Here is a 13,905-nt window from a genome sequence, read left to right on the forward strand (position 1 = left end):
ACATTATACAATGTATATGTAGCGGAGAAAAGATGTTTATCGTTAGGCATCTTTTTTTCTTGTAAAAAAGTCAGCCTAACTCCTAATGAGTTACACTGACTTTTTTTATGTGTGGGCTAGTCTATTTAACGACAGCCCCATAGTATTACTTAATATAAAATGTATGTATCTCTTAGTTCATAATAGTATCCTATTGCGCAGTAACTATCTGTTGTTTTTGTTCTTCAGTAATCCATTTCTTGATTACAGCTTTACTTAATCCAACTTCATTAATTGCCCCTTGTTCATACAATACTTTTAATCTCTCAAACATATTAACTACACCCCCATTAAAGAATCAACTAATAGTTGGTCAATTATTTTTTGTTGTTGTCTTACTGTTGCTTCAAGATTGAATGGCTCTTGATAGTTTTCATTAGGTGCTATTTGACCGTTTACATATTTATCTTTCTGTACTTTAATACTATTAGGCACATCCTCAATTAAAGTAACATCTAATATTGTAGGAAAAACTATATTTTCTGTAATATCATAAAAACCCCCTTTGTCATTATCCATTGTTATAGTCTCACTCTTGTGAATTACAACGTTATTTCTATCAACTAAAATTTTCAATTATATCATCCTTTCTATTTTTACCACACGTATGCATTAACCTCTTCACCAGCATTAGCATCTTTTAGAGGTATTGCATTTACATTAGCTGATGATGGTCTTATTTCGTTATTAGTTCTTCTAACAACTTTTGTAAAATAGTACCTTTTTGCAGTTGCATTAAAATAAAACGTAGCAAATGTGTTTTCATCCATCTTTGCTATTCTATTATAGTATATAGTATTGCTACTCACTTGAAGAGTTGGGATTTTTTCTGTTACCATCCCATCGCCAGATACATCTATACCTTGGTAATAGTTATTCGCAAAAACAAACATTACTGTAGCATCTAACATTCCAGCATATCCTCCAGCAAGATTAAACCTTTCATCCCCACCTGAAACTAGCGATAACGAATCACCATTTATCTTTATTAACCTATAATCATAATAATTGTTGCTATAAACGAATGTTCCAACCTTAGTTGGAGAAATTCCCACGTCTCTTGTTGCTGAATTACCCAAACTTAACTTTGGAGAAATATAGGTTATAACATTTGTTGATATATTGTAATAGCCTATGAATGCCTCATAATTATACTTAAAAAACATTTTGGTGTCGCTCAATGCGTGACAAAAAACGCCACTACCGACATAACTTGTATGAAAGGTATATCTGGTTCTTACCGTTATTGAATTACCCGATATATCTGCAAGAGCTGACACACCTGAGCGGTTTCCTGATGTATCACTATATTGATAGGTCAATATTACTTTGTTATCAGTTAATCTTTGTGCACAAAACCGTCTAAAATTTGCATTGTTATAACGAGCAATACTAGCCTCTGAACCAAATGAAATTGTATCGTTATCAGCTACTGTTACCACATGAAGTACAGTCCTATTAAAACTTGTCGTATTATAATTATAATTTAAAACTATAAGAACTTTATTCCCACCAAGAGACCAGAGAGAATTAATGTTAACCTCGGGTGCGGATGATAGAGTATATTCTGATGACATACTACTATTTATAGTATTTATAGTTCTTAGAACTACACCAACTGAATCCTTTTTGTAAGCTACTAAAGCCCTATCTTTATCAACAGCCGCTACCCCAGGGTCAGCATGGCTAGCAGTTGAATAAACTATCATATGAGTAGCCGTACCATAAGTATCTTTCGTATCTAACTTCTCGCATAGCTGTCCTTTCAATACAGTTTTACTAGGACTAACTGTTAGCGGTGCAGTTCCAGTCAATAATTTAAAGCCCCCATTTTTAGGAGCATAGGTAAAAAAACTTGATTCTTCCACCACCTCCACAAACCCTTTACTTAATTCTGTGACGTTAACATTTTCTATGTCTTTTAAATTCTTTGATGTTGTCCCACCATCTAACGAGATTGTTATATCTCCACCAGTTAAATCAGCACTTAATTTAAAGAATAATCTTTTAGTATCAGATTGTCTTTGAAGTTGAATTTGAGTTCCTACTATTACAGGTGTTTGGTACTCGTCTGTGTCTGATTTGTAGTTCGCAATATCAGCCAACTGCGAACCAACTTCCTCCAAAGCATCTTCTACATTATCCCCAGTAAACTTACCACCTTCATCTTTTATCCTTATCATATCTGCATTATGAGTAGCTGGATGATTATAATTATTGGCATTATCTTCTACGCCACTTAACTTCTCATTCATATTCCCCACTTTTTCATCTATCTTATCCCAGTTATCATTCATCATACTTTTAATATTAAATGTATGTTCTCCATCTATAGCTGGGTCTACTTTATAGAGATTAAGTTTTGATGTGTAATCTGACATTAGATAACACCTCCTTCGAATAGATTTAATTTTGTATTTTGTAATTCATTGATTGTTCTATTATTATGTATATCTTTTACTAGTAGATATTTAATGTTATACTTCACTCCTAGATGGGCTGGGATAATCTGTTCGATAGCTTTTTTAACGGCTTCCATATTGCTTGGTATACCATAAAAACTATTGAATCTAATATTTATTTTTCCATCTGCAAATGTTACTTCAACATCCCCATTAGTCCAAGAATCTACTACATCTTTTATTAGTTGTTCATCTATCTTACCTATTCCACGTATTTTACTACGTATCCTAGAACGCCTGTCTTCGTGGGTGTCTTTACTATTGCTATCTTGTATTCCAGTATCTTTTTCCCAATTACTAAGTCCTATAGTAGCAGTGTCTAAAAACATTTGATTATAGAGTTCTTTCATATGCTTTTTCAATTCATCAAACTTTTTATCTTCCACTTCCATAATTAACTGAAATTCTCTAATACTAGAATAGTAATCAGGTAGATACTGCATTAGGTTGGTATTATTCATTTAGAGTCACCGTCCCTATTATCGGTACTTGGTTTGTTAATACAATGTTACTTGTACCTCCATTAATAGTTAGGTTAGAATAATCACTTCCACCTGCTTGTGAGATTGCATCTAGAAGTATAGCGCCTACTTTGGCATAGCTGATTGAATAGTTGTCTTTATTCTGCCAGTTATCAGAGATCAAATCAGTAAAATATCTATTTAACTCTTTTTTAAATATTTTTTTCACATCATTATTATTTGCATCTATTACTGTAGCTGTTAAATCTATAGTCTGTGAAACTGCTGCTTCTACTGTACATATAGCCCCTATTGGTGCTGTACCTTTTCCTCTTCCCTCTTTACTTGGGTCAATATACTCTTGAATCTTATTAACTAATGCTATTGATGCTGGATGCATTAGGGTATCAACAACTATTACTTTAACTGTGTAATCTCCATTCCATCTTGGAATAACCTTAGCAGCTCCGACACCTTTGATATCTTTAGCCCATTTTTGATAATGATAGATGTTTCCTGAAGTGGCAGATTTCTTGACTTTTTCCTGCTGTCTGTCAAGTAGAGCCTCATCAGTTTCCATATCTTCCCCTGGGACAATAACATCTTGTATAACTGCTGACATTAATCCGCCTATTTCTTCTATTGGTATAAGAGTTCCTGTATCTGTGTTACCTCTTAATCCCTCTTGTTCACATTCTAATTTTACATTTTTCATTCCATCACTATTGTCTTTTACAATATATGTAAGATCACCTAAGCCAAATCTACTGCCAACCTTAGGATTAACTCCTGTAAATACACCTTTTCTAATTGCTTTAGTAGCATTTCTTCTATATATTCCGAAGTCAGCACATTTTCTATCTAAAAAATAACCACTTGATGAAGTTACAAATGACATTTTCAATGATGTATCTAGATCTATATATAGCTGTGCTAGTTCAGCACACGCTGGAGCTATTGCGTCATATATAATACTGCCTTGTCTCTTATCTACCGTATCTGGGATTTTTGACATTGCATCTTCCACAATTGATTCATAAGTCATATGCTCAAACATTAACCATCACCTCGCTTTCAAAAGAACCTTCTATACTGATGACTTTAAATCTTACTGACATACTTTCTCCATCATGGGAAAATACAAAATCAGTAACATTAAAAATTCGATCATCAGTAGTTAGTGCGTCTCTTATTCGTCGTCTTAGTTCCATTTCTATATAATCACTATCTTTACCTATCAACCCATTTAGCTCTGAGCCATATGAAAAATCATATATTAGATATTGATATCTAGCTGTTTCTAGTATTTTGAACACAGCTTGTTTTATTGCATCAATACCATCAATAGAGCCATTTATTTTTCTTTCTAGTAAATTCAATTTATAGGTTTTTGTTTGTGGTATTATTTCTTCAAAATCCTTTATACTTTTTCCACTTATAGGTATCATGTTGCCACCACCTTATCTAGCACAATGTATTGTTGTCCACCTTGTGCTCTTAAAAGTATTATTTTATCCCCTATTTGAAGTGAATTATTAACAGCTACTGTACTTGTCAAAACCAAGAAATCCTCATCTAGTATGAATCTCTGATCCACTTGTATCTGTAAGGGATATGTTTCTATAACTTGTCCATAGTAAAAAGCTACATCTTGACTGTTATCTTTTACCCCTTGGTTAATTTGTTTTAATGCCCCAATAAATTTCTGTGTATTACTCATCTATATCACCTTCAATGTTAAGTTCATTGTATGCTGATTATTACTAAAATTATGTTTTGCACTATCAACAATAAATCTTTGCTTAAGATCTATACCCTTTATATCAACATATATTGAATTTCCTGCTCTTATAGATAAATCGCCTATACAATCAAGACTTAACCCTTTTACTACTCTATTTTTAACAAATTCTAGCTGACTAGCCCTTTTACGAATCTGTGCTTCATTTAACTTGTCATTAACCTTTTCATAGTATTGGAGAAGCCCCCATTTTTTGATATTGCTACTGTCTTTTACAACATACACTTCTCTTTTACCAGTTTTTTTATTGTCTTTGTATAGCTTAATCTTGTTATATGAATCTCCATCTATACTTCTATCATAGGAATAACTGGTCAATAGACTGCTATCTCCAATAATTAGGTCAGTAAACATACTTGTTATATTCTTAAGGGTTATACTTCCAAAAGAATCATATAACACATACATCCTGCCTGTGTTAATTAGAGTATTATCTAAGGTCTTATATATGATGTCTAGAAGTGTCTGCCCATCTTCAACCATTAGAGGTATTTTGTAATTAGTATTTTCTATTGTTCCTAATTTAATGTTAAAATCAGTGGCTATCTTTCTTATGATTTCATCTGCTCTTTTGTTCTTGAATACATACGTATCTTTATTAAGCAGATACCTTATTTGGTCATAAGCTGTGATGTTAATAGTTTCGTCAGATGACCTTTTGATTTTAAATATATATCCGTAGAATATACCAATGTTATCTTTTTTGAAGTATATAATGCTTCCTTCACTTATTTCTAAACCTTTTTCTATAACCAAGGTAAAAGATAGTTCAGAGGCTTTTCCTACTCTAACTGTATTCCATGTAATATTGGTTACTAACTGACTAATATCATGAATGATACCATTGGATGTATTCTGAATAATTAGATTAATCATAACTTCACCTCATTTTGAGGTATTCTAAGCTTCTGTCCTGGATATATTAGGTTAGGATTTTTTATGCCATTGATCTTAGCTATTTTATTGTACAAGTTACCGTTACCTAGTTGTAGTTTAGCTATTTTCCATAGGGTATCATCTTTTTTTACTATGTATGTCTTAGGTATCACCTTAGTCACTGGTCTTGCTCCTTGATAGTCTTTGGTATAAGCCATTTTGCCATTGTTATTAGATAGTGTTATTCGTCTTGCTTTGAATTCACGGTATTCTGTTAGGCTTATAGTATAGTAGATATCGCCCACTTCTCCGGCTTTTTCAGTTATTTCAAAGTCTTCTATCATCCATAATCTATCTATTGGGTAATAACCGCCTGTTACTTTGAATGTTAGAATTTTATTATTCTGTTTCCAACTGTATAGTTTGTTAACATAAACACTTGGATGTGCTAAGTTATCAGTCATTACAAATGGTGCTTCTTCTATAGGAAAGAAACTACTGATATTTATTTTCAAAAGCTTTCTATCACCTGATCCTACTACTTCACCAAACTGGTAGATATTATAGGTTTCTGTGTTTCCTGACTGAGTAACATTAATCTTATCTGGATTAACTGGGAGTAGTATTTCTTCTTCGCTATTATCTAATAATCCTAAATAAAATTTATACATCTACGCATACACCCCCTGTGCTGAGTTAGTTACTTCTTTTACAAGTGCATCAGTTATTTTACCAAGAAGTCTATCTGCATCTGCATTTTCATTTACAGTCATATCGCCCATTGATACTGTTGGAGTTAAGGTTACAAAATTCTGTATCATTTCTCGTTCTGCTACGTCTCTCATAAGTTTTACATCTTCATCGGCAATGTCTACATCATCGTTTATCTTGTTTACCTGTACCCCTACATCTTTGCTCTTGCCTGTTCCATTAGCTTTACTTTGTAACTGTCTTGTTCCTTCAACTTTGCTTTCCAACTGTCCTATACCTAATTTTTCTTTTAATGCGTCTGCTGAAAAGTTTTCTATAGCTCCTGCTACAGCTTCTTTTGCACCACTTAAATCAACTTTACCTTTTCTGATAAATTTTCCTGTTGCTTCAGCTGCTCCACTGAAATCGACTTTTAGATGATCTATTTTACCTATATTTGCACCTAGCATATTAAGTCCAGAAATAATTAAATTAATACCATCTATGAATGGATTAACAAATATATTTAAAAAAGTATTAATACCATCACCAGCAAATCTAATGATTCCTTCTGCTGCAGATGCAAGTCCTTCTATGAGGCTATTAATTCCCCATTCCACGAAATCAAAGAAACCTCTTGTTAAATTGGCTATTGCTGTTCTAACAGGCTCCATAGTAGCAATAAGTGTTATAAGAATTGTAATTAAAATGATAATAGCTTTAATTACTATCATAGTTGGATTGGCTTCTAGTATAGCTTTTAAAATTCTTTCTTTGATTATACGGATTTGCATAACTGCATTATGAATGGTCGTTGCTAATGTTATTGCTCCAATTGCTAATGCAACAGCACCTAGAACAGCCAAAACTATATGAGAATTCTCGATCACTACACATAACATAGAATTAATCATATCCATTAATGGTTTCACATAATCTAATAGCATCATAACTCCACCAATTATTTTTTCTATAATTACCATTATCAGGTCAAGCATCGTTACAAACTCTTCACTATCAAGAAATGCTAATACTTTTTCTAAAACCGGTTGTATGGCTGTTGCAATCCTGCCACCCATGTTAACCCATGTATTATTCCATTTTTCTTTTATCTTATTGACCGTACCTGAAAATTTTTCATCCTGTGTAATACCTAGCTTAATATTTTTCCCTATTGGTGTTTCCCAGAATTTTTTTATATATTTAGTTGCTTTATCAATTCCTACTGGAATACCCGAAAACCATTTTTTCTTCTTAGTTGAACCTTTTTTCCCTGCTTCTGTTTTGCTTTTTGATTCTTTATTCTTCTTTCCTATCAATTGACTCATCTTATTGATGATACCTTTCATAGGATTTTCCATTGTTTCCTTTAACTTACTACTTTTTTTAATTTTATTAGAGAGTTTTAATCCTTTTTTCATCTTATCAATAGCTTTGTATCCTTCTTCAACCTTATCCTTGTATGTATTGAATGTAGATATATTTTTTTCTATTGTAGTATTAAATTTATTAAACATCTCTACTGAATTATTTATTGTTGTTATTGCCGTCATGTATTCACCACCTTCATTAACGTGTCTTATTATAAGCCTTCTTCTCAGCTTCTATATGCAAATCTACACTAGCAATTACAAAAGCTTTTTCACGTCTTGGTAAATCTAGAAATTGTTGAGGGAGTAAGTTTATTTTATGTAGTAGATAATGAGCATAATTAGCATCTGAATCTCCCTCAATAATTAGTTTTTTGCTTGTTCTTTTAACTCCTCAAGATCTGTATACCCAGATAAAGTCTGAATTTGATCTGCTAATGTTGCAATTTCTCCAGGTAACATAACTTTCTTGATATAATCTTCTGGTGTTACGCAACCAACACTTCTAATACTGTCTGCTTCTTCAAACTTAGGGTCTACAGTTCCTTTTATAGCAATTAACCGATTGAATTTGCTTACATCAAAATCAACTTTTCCTTTTTTACCTGTACGCATACATATCTTCTGAATATCTGACATTTCGCTGTCTGTAATGGCTCTAATCTTGAATTTTAATAAGCTGCCTTTTTTGTCTTTGAATCTATTAGAAACTAGTACCTCTTCTGTGATATTATCAATAATATTTTCATTTAAAAATGCTTGTAAACTACTCATTCTCTTCACTCCTCTTATTGTTTTATATCTTCATAGAGTAAGGAAAGCAAAAGCCTCCCTTTACACATATGAAAATAGTTCTGTTTGATTTTCATTGAAAACTCTAACCTATTCTATGACATTAAATTTATTTAATACTTCAATATCATCAAATGTGAAGCTTAATTCTTCATCTAATACATCTTTATCAATATCAAGTTGTCCTATGATAACACTGTCAATATTACAGTTTTTAAGTACAACTGTTTGTTTTCCAGCTTCACTTGCTGGGTCTTCATTCACTACTTGAATGTCAAAGTATACATCTTTTCCTGTTTTTATATAATCAAGCATCAATTGTCTGAATTCACTTGTTATATAATAGATAGTCATACTTCCTGTACCTTTCCAGCCAGTAGCTTTACTATGAGTTGCTCTACTGCCTAGAACTTTGATCTCAGATTTGTTCTTTTCAATCTTGGCATCTATTTTTTTAATATAAGCCATTTCCTTTACTACACCGTTGATTGTCTTAAAGACTTTTCCTTCTCTTCCTGATATAATATCTTGTGCTTTTAAAATCGCCATATTATTTCACCTCCACAGTCATATACAGTTTTTCCATTCCATCTACAGGTTGTGCCGCTATTCTTACTACAACTACATCTGTATCTGCACTAGCTAATACTTGTACATCTTTTCCAGTATCTAAGTTAGTAATAGAATCATTGTTCTGATATTTTTGCAGACATTTAATGATTTCATTTTTAAGAAGGTTTCTACCATCTTCATTATTACTGATTTTACCAATAAAATAGTCATTTCCAACTTTGGTAATGTCATTATTAATTGCATCTAATGTACGAATGACTCTGTTTTTCCTGAACATTCTACCCTTGTCTTTTGTATAAGTATGTAATGTGTTAATATCGTACTCTACTCTTGCTTTTCCATCATAACCAGTGAATAAGAATTCTCCGTCATTAATAGCTGATTCTATAGCTGAATAGTTATATTTTTTGTCTACATCTACAGCTCCATCATAGAAATCATATGTTAATGATTTATTAGTGTTAGCAGATGCAGTTGCTCCTGCTACCCAAGCAATAGCTTTTTTAGCATCTAATGTAGTACCATCTTCGAGTACAACACCATTCTTAACACTAATTATTCCTTCATAATTAGCATTACTGTAATTCTCAACTACTAAGACTATTTTATTACCTTCATTATCTCTAAGTCTTTTAATCCATTGTTTAAATGCATCTTTTATACCAGTATCTGTTACATCATATAATGCACATGTATTAAAGTAATATACTTCAATAGCCTGTCTATATGATTCAAAATTCTTTGAATCAACTGAACCATTTTTACCGCCTGACAAGTTTACTCCAGCTGTTGCAGTCAATGAATTTGTACCACTGAACACAACAAATTCATTGTTTTGCAGGTCTTGTACAGTCTTTACTCCTTGCTGGTTATCTACAAGTTTAGTTCCTATAAACGTCTTTACATTGAAAATTTGTTTTTCTGATTCTATAATAATTTTTAAGTCATTACCTTTTGTACCTGTATATTTTGCAGTTGCAGTCATATTACCTTCTGTTACGGTAGCTTTTGTACCATCTGACATGGTATTTAATCTATAAACTAATACTTTTTCAGCTCTTTTTAAACCTTCTCTTATTGGTACTAAGTTATATAGTTCTTCTCCAAAAATAGGAAGTGTATCAGTATTCTGTGATACTTCTATTACCTCTTGTTCTGGACCAAAGTCAAGGTCTAGAGGCATTGTTATGATACCCCTATGTAATTCGTCTGTCTCCATGCTTGTTTGTTGAAAATTAATATATACTCCTGGTCTTACTTTATTTTGAGTAGTCCATGTTCCACCCATTTGTAGCACCTTCCTTTCAAATGTTATGTTTCTAAGTTTCCATAAGTGATCTAATAATTATGTGATTTAGTGTTACTTACTTGTATTCAACATTTTTGTTAATACCTTTTATAGAATTTACAGCATCTTTTGGCTTAAATGTGTTAAGTTGAATAGTAAATCTATAATGTAATGTATCTTCTGTTATTTCACTTATTCTTTCCCCAATTCTTATCAAAGTATTTTCTATTTCTAGATACCCTAGCTCTTCATCAAGTTTGTCTGATATATCCCAATATTTTTCATTTTTATTAGCGTCATCTAAGTAACCTACAATATCTAGTTGTACGTTTTGATTTATTATATCTCTCTGATTATAAGCAGTTTTTTCTTCTACTTTAATTCTTAGAGCTGGTTTAACGATTTCTGATATTGTTTTGTATTCTAAGTAAATATTATAATTAGGATATAGATTTTCCAACTTTACTTTTAGAGCGTTTTTTACTTTGTTAATCATCTGTTTCCCTCCCAACCTATATATGTAGGATTAATGATAAATCCTGTCATATATTTTTTCGTAATGCATTACTAAAAACGATCGTTTAGACAGCAGCTTTTGTCTTAGCTGACTGGCTTGTATATATAATAACATTACCTAACACGACATTAACACGTCATTTTATAACTTTTTTATAATTTTTTTCAATTCTTTGAATCTGCCTTGATGACATACCTAATTTCTCTGCTGTTTTCTCTTGAGTTAAGCCTTCTATAACTCTATAGTAAAAAACTTTATTAGTTTTTCCTTGTGTCTTAGAAAATTCTTGGTCCACTTTTTCTTTTTCTTGATTTAATTGTTGTAATCTTTTTTGTTGTAATGATATATATTTTTCTATGGTATTAGATTCATTCTGGTAAGATTCTAATAGGGTTTCTAGGACTGTGATCTTCTGTTTTAAATCTTTGTATGAATTGTATATGATGTTAATTTTTCTCCCTCCTTTTGGTACAATTCTTTTTGGTAGATAATGACTTTAAATAGATGATAACATTCAATGAAACGACATTAACACGCCATAATACTATTTTCTAACTTTTTTTCAATCCTTTGTACTTGTCTAGTTGACATATATAGTTTTTCAGCAGTCTGTTCTTGGGTCATACCTTTAACAATTCTATAATAAAAAACGCTCTCATTAGTACCTTCTAAACCACTCATAATAGTATCTATCTTTTCTTTTTCCTTTTTCAAACGGATAAGTTCTTCCTCATGTAGTAATATATGTGAATCTATTATCTTAATCTCCTGTAAATAAGTCATGTATGATATTCTCTCATCGTTGACCTTTATAACACTTTGTTTTTCATTTTCTGATACGTTGACCAACAATTCCTTCTCCTTTTTATAAGATTCCAATCTTATTTCTATAACAGATATTCTTTTTAATAAATCTTCATAAGAGCAATATAAAATATTCATCTATTAACCTCCAATTCATTCTGATATTTCTTTATACTTAACTATTATTGATATCTTTAGTATTCTAAAAGAAGATTTTAATTACTCAATGCGAGTATTTAAGTATAAAAAAATATATCAATTCATTTCTAATATAAAATGAGATAAGTACGTTATTATTACCATAATAATATTATAATACTCATTACGTGTAATGTCAATAAACAAATTGAATATCTATGTTAACCAAATTACTAGTATATTATGGTTAACATAAATATATTTATTATCACTATATTGATGCTACTACAGCTTTCTTAAAATAATTTAATATAAAAGCTATAATATTATTTTTGCAAATTGACATCACTCATAACGTGTATTATAATACTATTAAAGGATAAATTTCTAAGAATTATATTATATGAATGTTTATTCAATTTCAGTCAGGAGGGAAATTATGACATTAGGAGAGAAAATAAAATATCTGAGAAATGAAAGAGGCTTGTATCAGCGTGATTTAGCCAATGCATTGAATATTGCAGTAACAACAATTTCAGGATATGAAAGAGACGACAGAAGACCTAATCCTGAGACATTAAAGCAAATAGCTGATTTTTTTGGTGTTACCATTGATTATCTTGTAGGAGGTAAAGATTCTCCAGTAGATTATCTTGAGGAAGAATTTCCTGAAGGAATAAAAGTATTAAGACGTGCCACAAAAGAATTGACACCAGAAGCCAGAGCAAAAATGGTTAAGTTGATGAAAGCTTTTTTGGAGGACGAGTAATCATTCATAAGGAGGAATCGTTGTAGTGAATGTACCTAAGAAACCTAGATATGAATATGCCAAACAAGTAGGACGAACATTTTTGAAAAGACTTAATATAAAATCTTATCCTATTGATCCTATTAAGATTGTATACCTTATGAAATGGAAATTCGAAATTGATGATTTGTGTGGAGAAGAAGGTTATACCTTATATAATGCTAAAACAAAAAATTATTGTATAATTATTGATAATGCGCAAGGTATTAAAAAACAGAGGTGTAAATTTACTATTGCTCATGAGATAGGGCATATAATTATGAATCATTATACCTCATTTGATATTAGCTCATTAACAGATGATGATTTCCGTATATTGGATTTGGAAGCTGATATAGTGGCTGGTGAAATCCTCATGCCTTATATCTCTATCCGGAAAAATCTGAATAGAAATATATTATATCTTGCTAATAAATTTGATGTTTCCCATAGTGCTATGGAAACGAGATTAAAATTTTTAGATCTTTATAATCTATGTTATAAGAATAATTCTGATATTATATCTAAGTAAATATCTATAAAAAGTATATTAATAATAATTACCTAACAAAATTAAATTTATTTAAGCAGTTTAATTATATTAAACAAAGGAAATAAACAGTTTAACTAAAATCAATTAGTTAAACTGTCTACAATTATTTTTATGGAAAGATCTTAACACTATACAAGTATAAAAATCCACTTGCATCTGATGAAGTTACTCTCCAATGCCATATACTGTTTACAACTGTTGTAACTACATTAAAGTTAACTTTTATTACTTCAAAATTAGCTCCTGCATTGAATACAAGTCCTTTAGTACCAGATTGTGCTACTGAAGATCCTACATTTCCTTGTACACTTATAAAAGTAATATCCATTGGATTAGTAATATTCACACCATTGAAGTTTGCGGGTACTATTTCATCTATATTTAATATTCCATTGGTTAATCCATCTTTTACACCAAATATAGCCTGAACTTCTACAGTTCCAGCACTGTCAGCTGTGTAAATATGGTGAGTCTGTTCATTAGCTTGAGCGGTACTACTACCAGACCATGCTAAATTATCAATCAATCCATCATTACTATTATGAGCCCAATTAAATGTTAATCCATTATCTCCGGCTGGACCAGTATCTCCTGTTGCTCCCGTATCTCCTGTTGGACCTATTGGGCCGGTTTCCCCTGTTGCTCCTGTATCTCCTGTTGGACCTATTGGGCCGGTTTCACCTGTTGCTCCTGTATCTCCTGTTGGACCTATTGGGCCGGTTTCCCCTGTTGCTCCTGTATCTCCTGTTGGACC

The 13,905-nt window shown here is 31.5% G+C and carries 18 protein-coding genes and 1 pseudogene; 2 read left to right on the forward strand and 17 right to left on the reverse strand.

Going from position 1 to position 13,905, the window contains the following annotated elements:
• Window positions 1-190: 190 nt before the first annotated feature.
• The 16 genes from N4A55_RS03455 to N4A55_RS03530 form a co-directional block, all read right to left on the reverse strand.
• Window positions 191-313 (reverse strand): XkdX family protein, encoded by a 123-nt coding sequence (locus N4A55_RS03455; RefSeq protein ID WP_293754111.1) that lies wholly within the window; start codon window positions 311-313, stop codon window positions 191-193.
• Between the two features lie 5 nt (window positions 314-318).
• Window positions 319-615, reverse strand: coding sequence for a hypothetical protein (locus N4A55_RS03460; protein ID WP_293754112.1), 297 nt, complete (start codon window positions 613-615; stop codon window positions 319-321).
• Between the two features lie 20 nt (window positions 616-635).
• On the reverse strand, window positions 636-2,420 hold the full coding sequence (locus tag N4A55_RS03465) for a hypothetical protein (protein WP_293754113.1): 1,785 nt from the start codon (window positions 2,418-2,420) through the stop codon (window positions 636-638).
• Complete coding sequence (locus tag N4A55_RS03470; RefSeq protein ID WP_293754114.1) at window positions 2,420-2,962, reverse strand: putative phage tail protein; 543 nt, start codon at window positions 2,960-2,962, stop codon at window positions 2,420-2,422. Before N4A55_RS03470 ends, N4A55_RS03465 begins: the two co-directional genes overlap by 1 nt.
• Window positions 2,955-4,019 (reverse strand): baseplate J/gp47 family protein, encoded by a 1,065-nt coding sequence (locus tag N4A55_RS03475; RefSeq protein ID WP_293754115.1) that lies wholly within the window; start codon window positions 4,017-4,019, stop codon window positions 2,955-2,957. Before N4A55_RS03475 ends, N4A55_RS03470 begins: the two co-directional genes overlap by 8 nt.
• Window positions 4,012-4,410, reverse strand: a complete 399-nt coding sequence (locus N4A55_RS03480) for a DUF2634 domain-containing protein (RefSeq protein ID WP_293754116.1) — start codon at window positions 4,408-4,410, stop codon at window positions 4,012-4,014. Before N4A55_RS03480 ends, N4A55_RS03475 begins: the two co-directional genes overlap by 8 nt.
• Window positions 4,407-4,682, reverse strand: a complete 276-nt coding sequence (locus N4A55_RS03485; RefSeq protein ID WP_293754117.1) for a DUF2577 domain-containing protein — start codon at window positions 4,680-4,682, stop codon at window positions 4,407-4,409. The genes N4A55_RS03480 and N4A55_RS03485 overlap by 4 nt, the downstream gene beginning before the upstream one ends.
• The gene (locus tag N4A55_RS03490; RefSeq protein ID WP_293754118.1) at window positions 4,683-5,639 is read right to left on the reverse strand and encodes an XkdQ/YqbQ family protein; all 957 of its coding nucleotides are present in this window, start codon (window positions 5,637-5,639) and stop codon (window positions 4,683-4,685) included.
• The gene (locus N4A55_RS03495; RefSeq protein WP_293754119.1) at window positions 5,636-6,310 is read right to left on the reverse strand and encodes a LysM peptidoglycan-binding domain-containing protein; all 675 of its coding nucleotides are present in this window, start codon (window positions 6,308-6,310) and stop codon (window positions 5,636-5,638) included. The genes N4A55_RS03490 and N4A55_RS03495 overlap by 4 nt, the downstream gene beginning before the upstream one ends.
• The gene (locus N4A55_RS03500; RefSeq protein ID WP_293754120.1) at window positions 6,311-7,882 is read right to left on the reverse strand and encodes a hypothetical protein; all 1,572 of its coding nucleotides are present in this window, start codon (window positions 7,880-7,882) and stop codon (window positions 6,311-6,313) included.
• A 183-nt stretch (window positions 7,883-8,065) separates the two neighbouring features.
• Window positions 8,066-8,473 carry a phage tail assembly chaperone gene (locus N4A55_RS03505; RefSeq protein ID WP_293754121.1) on the reverse strand — a complete coding sequence of 136 codons (408 nt, stop codon included), beginning with the start codon at window positions 8,471-8,473 and terminating at the stop codon, window positions 8,066-8,068.
• Window positions 8,474-8,581: 108 nt separating this feature from the next.
• Window positions 8,582-9,040 carry a phage tail tube protein gene (locus tag N4A55_RS03510; protein ID WP_293754122.1) on the reverse strand — a complete coding sequence of 153 codons (459 nt, stop codon included), beginning with the start codon at window positions 9,038-9,040 and terminating at the stop codon, window positions 8,582-8,584.
• A gap of 1 nt (window position 9,041) precedes the next feature.
• Window positions 9,042-10,352, reverse strand: a complete 1,311-nt coding sequence (locus N4A55_RS03515) for a phage tail sheath family protein (protein ID WP_293754123.1) — start codon at window positions 10,350-10,352, stop codon at window positions 9,042-9,044.
• Between the two features lie 76 nt (window positions 10,353-10,428).
• Complete coding sequence (locus N4A55_RS03520; RefSeq protein ID WP_293754124.1) at window positions 10,429-10,848, reverse strand: phage tail terminator family protein; 420 nt, start codon at window positions 10,846-10,848, stop codon at window positions 10,429-10,431.
• A 157-nt stretch (window positions 10,849-11,005) separates the two neighbouring features.
• Window positions 11,006-11,164: a helix-turn-helix domain-containing protein gene (locus N4A55_RS03525; protein WP_293754125.1), complete on the reverse strand. Its 159-nt coding sequence runs from the start codon at window positions 11,162-11,164 to the stop codon at window positions 11,006-11,008.
• Window positions 11,165-11,397: 233 nt separating this feature from the next.
• Window positions 11,398-11,811 carry a hypothetical protein gene (locus N4A55_RS03530; RefSeq protein WP_293754126.1) on the reverse strand — a complete coding sequence of 138 codons (414 nt, stop codon included), beginning with the start codon at window positions 11,809-11,811 and terminating at the stop codon, window positions 11,398-11,400.
• Window positions 11,812-12,250: 439 nt separating this feature from the next.
• On the opposite strand from N4A55_RS03530, the gene N4A55_RS03535 reads away from it, so the two are divergent.
• Both N4A55_RS03535 and N4A55_RS03540 read left to right on the forward strand, forming a co-directional pair.
• A complete protein-coding gene (locus N4A55_RS03535) occupies window positions 12,251-12,580 on the forward strand; it encodes a helix-turn-helix domain-containing protein (protein ID WP_293754127.1) in 330 nt (109 codons plus the stop codon).
• 25 nt (window positions 12,581-12,605) lie between these two features.
• Complete coding sequence (locus tag N4A55_RS03540) at window positions 12,606-13,130, forward strand: ImmA/IrrE family metallo-endopeptidase (protein ID WP_293754128.1); 525 nt, start codon at window positions 12,606-12,608, stop codon at window positions 13,128-13,130.
• Between the two features lie 130 nt (window positions 13,131-13,260).
• On the opposite strand, the pseudogene N4A55_RS03545 reads toward N4A55_RS03540, so the two are convergent.
• Window positions 13,261-13,905 (reverse strand): annotated as a pseudogene (locus N4A55_RS03545) (hypothetical protein); the annotation flags it as partial.

Source organism: Vallitalea sp., assembly GCF_025211055.1.
Classification (GTDB): domain Bacteria; phylum Bacillota; class Clostridia; order Lachnospirales; family Vallitaleaceae; genus Vallitalea.